The following is a 3,171-nucleotide window of genomic DNA, read 5'->3' on the forward strand; positions in this document are numbered from 1 at the left end:
TCGTCCGGGCCGTACCGATGCGCGCCGGGTGGCCGGGGGTCGCGTATGAGCAGGTTGACACTGTCGAGTACCTGATTCGCGCCGCCCGGGTCGTTCTTGACGAACCCGGACATGGCGTTGCGCGCCTTCTCCTGCCAGATGACCTGGCTCATGACGTCATCTGCCCTTTGAGATGGGCGCGCATCTCCTCCACGGTCATGACCACCGGGTTGTCGGTGCCCCGCAGCCGGTGCAGTTCGTTGCCGGCGAGGGCGAGAGCGTCCTCCAGCACCTCCAGCACCGCCGGGGAGACGACGACCGCGACAGCTTTGCCCGAGTCGTCGGTCAGGTAGAGCTGTTGGGCCTGGGAGGCGAACTCCTGGGCGTCATGGGGGTCGGCGATCGGCGAGTAGCCGGGTACCTCGATGCGGTCGAGTTCCTCGCGGGCCTGGGAGACGTACCGCGCGATGGCCTCCAACTGCGCACCGGCCTTCGCCAGCGGAACGGTGTCGATCGGGCCCTGGCGCTCGTGACCTTCGATCTCTGCGGGATCCATGCACCCCACCGTCGCAGAGCGCGACACTGACCGGCAGAGGCTCACGGGATGACCGCCGGGGCGCGGCGGACGGGCCGCGCGCCCCGGCGGGGAGGTCACATGCGGGAGACGTTGCGCTCGTAGACCAGGCGCAGGCCGATCAGGGTCAGCCAGGGCTCGTGCTCGTCGATCTCGGCGGCCTCGCCCAGCACCATGGGGGCCAGCCCGCCGGTGGCGATGACGGTGACGTCGGCGGGGTCGCCGTGCGGGCCGACCAGCTCCCGGCGCATCCGGCTGACCACCCCGTCGACCTGGCCCGCGAAGCCGTAGACGATGCCCGCCTGCATGGCCTCCACGGTGTTCTTGCCGATCACGCTGCGGGGCCGGGCCAGCTCGATCCGGCGGAGCTGCGCGCCCCGGAGGCCCAGCGCCTCCACCGAGATCTCGATGCCCGGGGCGATCACGCCGCCGAGGTACTCACCGCGCGCGCTCACCGGGTCGAAGGTGGTCGCCGTGCCGAAGTCGACCACGATCGCCGGGCCGCCGTACAGCTCGGCGGCGGCGACCGAGTTCACGATCCGGTCGGCGCCGACCTCCTTGGGGTTGTCCATCAGGATCGGCACGCCGGTCTTGACGCCGGGCTCCACCAGCACGGCCGGCACGTCCCCGTAGTAGCGGCGGGTGACGTCCCGCAGCTCATGGGTGACGGACGGCACCGAGGAGCAGATCGCGATGCCCTCGATGCCGTCGCCCAGCTCGGCGCCGAGCAACGGGTGCATGCCCATCAGCCCCTGGAGCAGCACCGCCAGTTCGTCGGCGGTGCGGCGGGCGTCGGTGGAGATCCGCCAGTGCTCCACGATCTCCTCGCCGTCGAAGAGACCCAGCACGGTGTGGGTGTTGCCGACGTCGATGGTGAGCAGCATCAGACCCGGTCCGCCTCTCGGAGGTCGAGACCGATGTCCAGGATGGGCGAGGAGTGGGTGAGCCCGCCGACCGCGAGGTAGTCCACGCCGGTGGCGGCGTAGGCGGCGGCGTTCTCCAGGGTCAGCCGGCCCGAGGACTCCAGCGCGGCCCGCCCGGCCACCAGGGTCACCGCCTCGGCCGTCTCGGCGGGGGTGAAGTTGTCCAGCAGGATCAGGTCGGCGCCCGCCTCCAGCACCTCGCGGACCTGGTGCAGGGTGTCCACCTCGACCTCGATCGGCAGGTCCGGGAAGGCCTCCCGTACGGCCTTGAACGCCTCGGCCACCCCGCCCGCCGCGACCACGTGGTTGTCCTTGACGAGGGCGGCGTCGGAGAGCGACATCCGGTGGTTGACGCCACCGCCGCAGCGGACCGCGTACTTCTCCAGGGCGCGCAGTCCGGGGGTGGTCTTGCGGGTGTCCCGGACCTTCGCCCTGTGCCCCTCCAGGGCGTCGGCCCAGGCTCGGGTGGCGGTGGCGATCCCGGAGAGCCGGCACATGATGTTCAGCGCGCTGCGCTCACCGGTGAGCAGGTCGCGGGTGCGGGTGGTGACCGAGAGCAGCTTCTGCCCCGCCGCCACCCGGTCGCCGTCCGCCACATGGCGCTCGACGGCGAACTCCTCGGCGCAGACCACCGAGAGCACCGCCTCGGCCACATGGATGCCGGCGACGATCCCCGCCTCCCGGGCGGTGAAGTCGCCGGTCGCCACGGCGTCGGCCGGGACGGTGGCGGCGGTGGTGACGTCCACCCCGCCGTCCAGGTCCTCCTCGATGGCGCGGTAGGCCACGTCCTCGACCAGCACCGGGTCGAGCCCGGCGTTGACCAGCAGGGCGGCGAGGGCGGGGTCGAGCCCGCACTCGTACGCCTCCTCGTCACCGCCGCAGCCGCAGCCGTCGCCGCAGCCGCCCTGGGCTGCGGGCGCGCCGATCTGGATCAGGGGTACGTCCACGGGCTCCGGACGTTCTTCGGGCGTGCTCACGGTTACGGCTCCCTGGGTGCTGCGAGGTCGGTCGGGGGGAAGTCTTGGCGCTCGGTGGCCATCACGTCCAGGGTGCGGTCCGGGGCGAGGCGTACGACCAGGTGGCGGCGCCAGCCGGAGTCGTCCCGGTCCGGGTGGTCCTCGCGCCAGTGGCAGCCCCGGGTCTCGGTGCGGCGGCGGGCGGCGGCGACCAGGACCCGGGCGACACAGAGCAGATTGGTGGTCTCCCAGGCGTCCACACCCGGCTCGGCCGCCTTGTGACCGGAGGGGGTGGACCCGGAAGGGCCGGGCGAGGCGGAAAGGCCGGAAGGCGCGGGGGCGGTGGCCGGATCCGGCACCCCGGCGGCGGGCGGACCGGCGGCGGGGGCGCCGGCGGCGGCGAGGGCCTCGGCGTGGATCTCCTCCAGCCGCGCGGCGGCCTCCGCGAGGCTGCCGGCCGAGCGGAGGACCCCCGCTCCGGCGGTCATGATCTGCTGGATACGCGGCCGGACGGCCGGGTCGAGCAGCGGGAGGGCCGGCGGGACGGCGGAAGCCTCCGGGGTGGCGGAAGCCTCCGGGACGGACCCGGCGGTTCCGGGCGCCTCCGGGGCGGGCCCGGCGGACCCGAGCGCCTCCGGCCCGGACCCGGCGGGCGCGGGCGCGGACCCGATCCCGCCGGGCGCGGACCCGGCACCGGCGGGCGCGGGCACACCGGCGGCAGGCGCCTCGGCGCCGGCAG

3 protein-coding genes and 1 pseudogene are annotated in these 3,171 nt (G+C 74.0%); all 4 read right to left on the reverse strand.

Annotated features, from left to right (window positions below):
* Positions 1 to 148: 148 nt before the first annotated feature.
* Positions 149 to 535 (reverse strand): hypothetical protein, encoded by a 387-nt coding sequence (locus NX801_RS30485; protein ID WP_258791209.1) that lies wholly within the window; start codon positions 533 to 535, stop codon positions 149 to 151.
* 95 nt (positions 536 to 630) lie between these two features.
* On the reverse strand, positions 631 to 1,437 hold the full coding sequence (locus tag NX801_RS30490) for a type III pantothenate kinase (protein ID WP_258791210.1): 807 nt from the start codon (positions 1,435 to 1,437) through the stop codon (positions 631 to 633).
* A complete protein-coding gene (gene nadC, locus NX801_RS30495; RefSeq protein WP_258791211.1) occupies positions 1,437 to 2,453 on the reverse strand; it encodes a carboxylating nicotinate-nucleotide diphosphorylase in 1,017 nt (338 codons plus the stop codon). The genes NX801_RS30490 and nadC overlap by 1 nt, the downstream gene beginning before the upstream one ends.
* Positions 2,454 to 2,455: 2 nt before the next feature.
* Positions 2,456 to 3,171 (reverse strand): annotated as a pseudogene (locus tag NX801_RS30500) (L-aspartate oxidase); the annotation flags it as partial.

This window comes from Streptomyces pyxinae, assembly GCF_024756275.1.
Taxonomy (GTDB): domain Bacteria; phylum Actinomycetota; class Actinomycetes; order Streptomycetales; family Streptomycetaceae; genus Streptomyces; species Streptomyces pyxinae.